The organism is Mucilaginibacter sp. P4_G9, from assembly GCF_056400985.1.
Genome location: NZ_JBFUKF010000345.1, coordinates 1 through 5,257 on the forward strand (window position 1 = coordinate 1; position 5,257 = coordinate 5,257).

Here is a 5,257-nt window from a genome sequence, read left to right on the forward strand (position 1 = left end):
CGCATATGCCGGTAAAAGGGCGGGTTGCACAAGCCCTTATCTCTTTAAAAAACAAGTTTGGTGTAAATACAGGTGGTTTTATCGATATCGATTTGAGCCGACAGGACCTGGCTGCTTTTACCGGGGCTGCTTACGAATCACTATTCCGTACTATCAACGACCTGGTTGATGAAAATATCATAACAATAGCCGGGAAAAGTATCCTGATTAAAAACGAAGATCTGCTGTTGAAACTAACAGAAGAGACCGGGGGCTAACCTGCCGCTTATCGCTGGTATCTGCGCCATAACATATACCATTTTTTATTGTTGGGGTATTTGCGGTGACTGGTCATGTTGTTAACCAGGATGGCTACAAGCAATAATATGGTTGCCCCGGATAGTACCGGGTTTAACACATACAAAAATCCTAACGCCTGTATTTTGGCTGAGCCAATATTGGCTATCAATGCAGTAGCTCCGCCCGGTGGGTGCAGCGTTTTGGTTATCTGCATTAATACAATAGACAGGGAAACAGCCAGTGCCGAAGAAAGCCATATTTCATGAGGGATTATTTTGTGCATAGCGACACCGACAATAGCGCATATAACATGCCCTCCAATTAAATTTCTTGGCTGAGCCAGCGGGCTATTGATGATGCCATAAATTAATACCGATGAAGCACCAAAGGAACCAATAAGGAATAAATTATCAGTTGTACTAAAATAACGGCTGCTAAAAAAACCGATAATGCCTATTCCTAAAAACGAACCGATAAAGGTCCATAGATGCTCTTTATAATCAACAAGCGTTTCTTTGTAAACAATATAACGTGCAGTTCGCACATGCCGGTGTATCTTTCGAATCATAATTTATAGATGGAAGCAAAAATAGTTACTTTCAATTATAAATTATTAAACAGCAGGCAAAATCAAAGCTCCGCAAAACAGGTACCCTTTACCACCCCAAACTCAACCCGCCGAATTATCAATAACCAATTTACTCCATCCCTTCGATCCCGCGTTCTTGATTTCCTTTTTACGGGCTTCCATTGCCTTTTTAATGCGCGTACTGTACGCCCAGCAGGTGCTTTGGCGGATAGACAGGATTTCGGATAGTTTATGTGATGATATCTTGCCCTTGCTGGAGTACATCAAAAAGATCATATAAAAGGCTTTATTGATGGGGATGCGGGTGTTTTGCAAAATGGTATAGGCTATTACCGATTCTTCATATCCGCATTTGGAACAACGGCGGCTGTAAGGCAAATGTCCGCCGCCATAGTGCGCCCCGGTACATTTGCGGCAGGCGTAAGCGCTCTCCCATTTAAGGTCCGACAGGAATTTAAAACAGGTTTCCCTGTCGGGATAGATCTTGCTGAACTCCTCAAAATCAACCTCGGCCGACATTACCCGGTCGTGCGTTACCTTTTCAATGTTGTTGTGCAGGGTAACGTTATCTTTTTCAAGCAGTACATTCATGCGCGAAATCTCCTCGGCCTGTTGCTGCAGCAGGTCGTTAACAGATCGCAGCTCCTCGTTCTGCTCGGTTATCATGGATGATTTTTCGACCAGCTCTTTGGTGCGTTGCTGCACCTGCTCTTCCAGGCGTTTATTCAGAACGTCTTTTAATTCCTCATTCTGCTTCATTTGTTTAATGATGGCCTGCTGGGCATCATCTTTCTCCTTTTTCAGGATCCTTACCTTGTCGCCAATGGCGAAGGAGATAAACAGCATCTCGGTAATAAAGCAAACACTCAGACTGTAGTAGGCCAATTCGGTAACGGGCAGCACCCACCAGTTTAAAGCAATGCAGCTTTTTATAATAAAGCCTGTAAGCAGGAATGAATATCCAATTACAAAAAAACGCGCGGGTTTGTACCCGGTGGCCCAGGTATAGCAACCGGCATAAAAAGCCAGCAGCAAAGGAATAAACTCAATAATTTTATAGTTGAACCAGCTTTTGTTTATGGCAATGCAGGCCAGGAAGAACAGGCAGCGCAGGGCAATTACCAGGCTGGTGGCCTTGTATAAGCGGGGCGCGTTTGCCTTTAAATTGAGCAGGCTCTGGGTAAACAGCACCGCGAAAATACTTGCGGCAAACAAAGCTATGCCATAGGCGTACTGGTTCCAGCCCGGGTTGTTTGGCCAGATGTATTGGTAGGCAATGCCATCGGCACACATTTCGTAAAGCCCTATACTGATGTTGTAGGCTATGTAATACAAGTATTGCACCTTGCGCATGGCTATAAACATCATGAAGTTGTACAGACCGAAAACCAATATCATCCCATAAAAAACACCAAAAAAGAAATACTCATCCAACGCATAACTAATGAACCAACTCACGGTACGCAATACCATAATCACATTTACGGAATGGTGCGACCTGATGCGGATATAATAAACAGCCTCCTCATTTTGGGGGTTATTTAAATTAAGGCTGAAATTTTTATGGTGATAAAACCTGGCCGCAAACGGACGACCGCTGCCTAAAAGAATGGCATTATATTTATTTTGAGCATTGGGCGAATAAACGGTAATGCTATCTATCGTTTGGTCGAAAAACTCCAGCAGCCAGTTGTTTTGGGTATAGGGATTGCCCTTTATTTTTATGCGGTACCAATAGGCCGAATTAACATTCCCGGTAACCGGGGTAGGCTCTTTATTTACCCGAAAAAGTCGGTTAAATTCAGCAATGCTGGCCTCATTAAATTTCAGCCGGCCAGTGGTATCTTCAAAGCAATAAACCTGTTTATACTCAAATATGTGCTGCTTAACCTTGTCATTTAATGGTACTGCAGTTTGTGCTGATATATGATTTATAAAGAAAAAAAGTAACAGGAAGACCGGGGTAAAGTATCTCGATAAAAGTTTATACATGCGCAGATATCGGGGTAATTATCTTTCGTACCCGCAGTTTGGTTTTGCGGGCACGAAAGCAGGTTAGTTTGGTTAGCGTCAGGCCGGATACAATGATAATATATTTATTTTTATAATCCTATTAAAGGTATATAATACAGTTATTTAATGTGATTTTTAGGCCAATTTTGCACACTTTTTGTTCAACTTTTATACACTTTTTATAAAGTAGGCCAACTTATCAAGCGTAAGCAGTAAAGCATCCGTATTGTGTATAGTGGCTACCGGTTTAAAAGCCGGATGATTAAATGCAAACGCCTTTATATTACCGTTATTTTAAGTATAAATGCCGTCGGCCTTACCAGTAATTATTATAAATTAATTACCACGTAACAAGTATATATTTGTAGTGCTGGAGCATTAAAATAATTGTTTTATTTGAAGTTGATGCCGGCCTAATAAACAACTACAAAACCAATGAAACGCAAACAACATATTTACTACCAATTAAAAAGAATAGTCTTTTTTATTACCCTGTGCATTATAGCGAATTTGCCCGCATATGCCCAAAATGTACGGGTGGCGGCGGCTGCTAACCTGCAGTCGGTTATGGAGGTTTTGCAAAAGGATTTTAAGCAAAAAAACGGCATAACTATCGAGCCGATCATCGGTTCATCGGGCAAGCTGGTGGCACAAATCAGTAATGGAGCTCCCTTTGACGTGTTTTTATCTGCCGATATGAGCTTCCCCGAAACCTTGTTTAAAAGCGGCTTTGCCACAAAAAAGCCGGTTGTTTATGCAAAGGGCAGCCTCATCATCTGCAGTTCGCAAAATATAGGTTTCGAGAACTGGGAGCGTCTTTTACTTACTCCCCGCACAAAAAAAATAGCCATTGCTAATCCTGCAATTGCCCCTTATGGTAAAGCTGCCGAAGAGGTATTAAAACGAAAAGGCATTTTAGATGATGTAAAATCCAAAATTGTTTATGGCGAAAGCATATCGCAGGTAAATACCTACGTTACAACCGGGGTGGTTGATGTTGGCTTTACAACACAATCGCTAATAAAAGATACAGAACACAAAACCGCATTGTATTATAAGGTCATCAAGCCTAAAGATTACGCGCCTATATTACAAGGAATGGTGATATTAAAACATGGCGCAGGTAACCCCGGTGCCGAAAAGTTTTACCGGTATATATTGAGCCCGGCGGCTAAAAGTATTTTTGCAAGCTATGGTTACCGTATACAATAACCCCTATTTTTGTTGATGGACCTTTCACCAATATGGCTTACTTTAAAATTAGCCGGCATTACAACAGTTTTGCTGCTGGTTATTGGCGTGCCGTTTGCCTGGTGGCTTTCGCGGGGAAGATCATTTTTTAAGATTATTGTTGAAGCTGTAATTACCATGCCCCTGGTGCTGCCACCATCGGTATTGGGGTTTTATTTGCTGCTGGCTTTTAGTCCGCGGCACGGCCTGGGTAAATGGTTGCATGATAGCTTTGATGTGCAGTTTGTATTCTCGTTCCAGGGATTGGTACTGGCATCGGTAATTTACAGCATGCCTTTTATGGTTGGGCCGGTGAAATCGGCTTTACAGCAATTGCCCGTAGCCCTTGCCGAAGCATCATATACCTTGGGGAAAACCCAATGGCAAACATTTAAAAGCGTTTTACTGCCCAATATTAAGCCATCATTGTTAACAGCGGTTGTGCTCACTTTTGCCCATACCCTTGGCGAGTTTGGGGTGGTACTGATGATAGGCGGCAACATACCGGGAGTAACCCGCGTAGCTTCGATAGCTGTTTATGATTCTGTTGAGAAAATGGATTACACAGCAGCTAATAATTATTCGCTTATTTTGTTTTCCATTACGTTTGTGCTGGTGATAGCTGTTTTTGTGTTTAATAAATATCAAGCCAAAAGCCCCTTAGGATGATCAGGCTAACTATCGAAAAAAAACTAAAAGCCTACCATGGGCAGCAGGTATTGCAGATTGATAAACAATTTGCTACCGGCAGTATCTCCAAAATATATGGGCCATCCGGTTCGGGCAAAACCACGTTCCTGAAAGTTATTGCAGGGTTGACAAACCCGGAAAAAGGTATAATTATTGCCGATGGCATTACCTGGTTTGATGCTGCGGCAAAGGTTAATTTACCCACGCAAAAAAGGAATGTAGGCTTTGTTTTTCAGCAATATGCCCTGTTCCCCAACATGACGGTGAGGCAGCACCTGGAATACGCCACCGCCGATGAGTCATGGATAAAACGATTGTTGTTATTAGGCAAGCTGGATAATTTAGAAACACATAAGCCAGAGTATCTATCGGGAGGTCAACAACAACGCTTAGCCATCCTGAGAGCCCTGGCCACGAGGCCAAAACTGCTTTTAATGGATGAGCCTTTCTCTGCCC

6 protein-coding genes are annotated in these 5,257 nt (G+C 42.5%); 4 read left to right on the forward strand and 2 right to left on the reverse strand.

Translation table 11 applies throughout. From position 1 onward, the window contains the following. The coding region (locus tag AC1DPZ_RS21270; protein WP_477407196.1) for a Crp/Fnr family transcriptional regulator at positions 1–257 on the forward strand (257 nt) is incomplete at its 5' end. A gap of 8 nt (positions 258–265) precedes the next feature. Here AC1DPZ_RS21270 and AC1DPZ_RS21275 read toward each other — a convergent pair. Further along, on the reverse strand, positions 266–847 hold the full coding sequence (locus tag AC1DPZ_RS21275; RefSeq protein WP_477407198.1) for an HPP family protein: 582 nt from the start codon (positions 845–847) through the stop codon (positions 266–268). A 102-nt stretch (positions 848–949) separates the two neighbouring features. Then, on the reverse strand, positions 950–2,860 hold the full coding sequence (locus AC1DPZ_RS21280) for a 7TM diverse intracellular signaling domain-containing protein (protein WP_477407200.1): 1,911 nt from the start codon (positions 2,858–2,860) through the stop codon (positions 950–952). Positions 2,861–3,316: 456 nt separating this feature from the next. Between AC1DPZ_RS21280 and modA the strand changes: the two genes are divergently transcribed. From modA to AC1DPZ_RS21295, 3 genes are all read left to right on the forward strand, one after another. Beyond that, positions 3,317–4,093 carry a molybdate ABC transporter substrate-binding protein gene (gene modA / locus AC1DPZ_RS21285; RefSeq protein ID WP_477407202.1) on the forward strand — a complete coding sequence of 259 codons (777 nt, stop codon included), beginning with the start codon at positions 3,317–3,319 and terminating at the stop codon, positions 4,091–4,093. A gap of 15 nt (positions 4,094–4,108) precedes the next feature. Beyond that, complete coding sequence (gene modB, locus AC1DPZ_RS21290) at positions 4,109–4,780, forward strand: molybdate ABC transporter permease subunit (RefSeq protein ID WP_477407204.1); 672 nt, start codon at positions 4,109–4,111, stop codon at positions 4,778–4,780. Then, positions 4,777–5,257 (forward strand): ATP-binding cassette domain-containing protein (locus AC1DPZ_RS21295; RefSeq protein ID WP_477407206.1); only part of this gene is annotated, 481 nt, incomplete at its 3' end. The genes modB and AC1DPZ_RS21295, both read left to right, overlap by 4 nt.